This window comes from Bradyrhizobium cosmicum (assembly GCF_032290525.1).
GTDB lineage: Bacteria > Pseudomonadota > Alphaproteobacteria > Rhizobiales > Xanthobacteraceae > Bradyrhizobium > Bradyrhizobium cosmicum_A.
The window spans coordinates 1-253 of record NZ_JASXTA010000404.1; the positions used below are offsets into that span (position 1 = coordinate 1).

Below are 253 nucleotides of genomic sequence, written 5' to 3' on the forward strand. Positions count from 1 at the left end.
AGCGCTTCCTGCTCGGTATCAGACAATTGCCGCTCGCGGGCCTAGGCGTTGAGCAGCGCGCGCGCCTTGGTGACGTTGAACGAAAGATCCGGCTCAAAACACCACGCATTCAGGCAGATCGCGATGTCGTAGGCCAGGATGTCGTTGCAGGAAAACGGGAAGTCGATCAGGCCCGACAATTTGTCGCCGAGGAAGAAGACATTGTCGGGAAACAGGTCGGCGTGGATGACGCCGAGCGGCAGATCTTTCGGCC

General features: G+C 59.3%; 1 pseudogene. It reads right to left on the reverse strand.

Annotation, left to right across the window (positions count from 1 at the left end):
* Positions 1-44: 44 nt before the first annotated feature.
* A pseudogene (locus tag QSV46_RS40400) lies at positions 45-253 on the reverse strand (phosphotransferase); the annotation flags it as partial.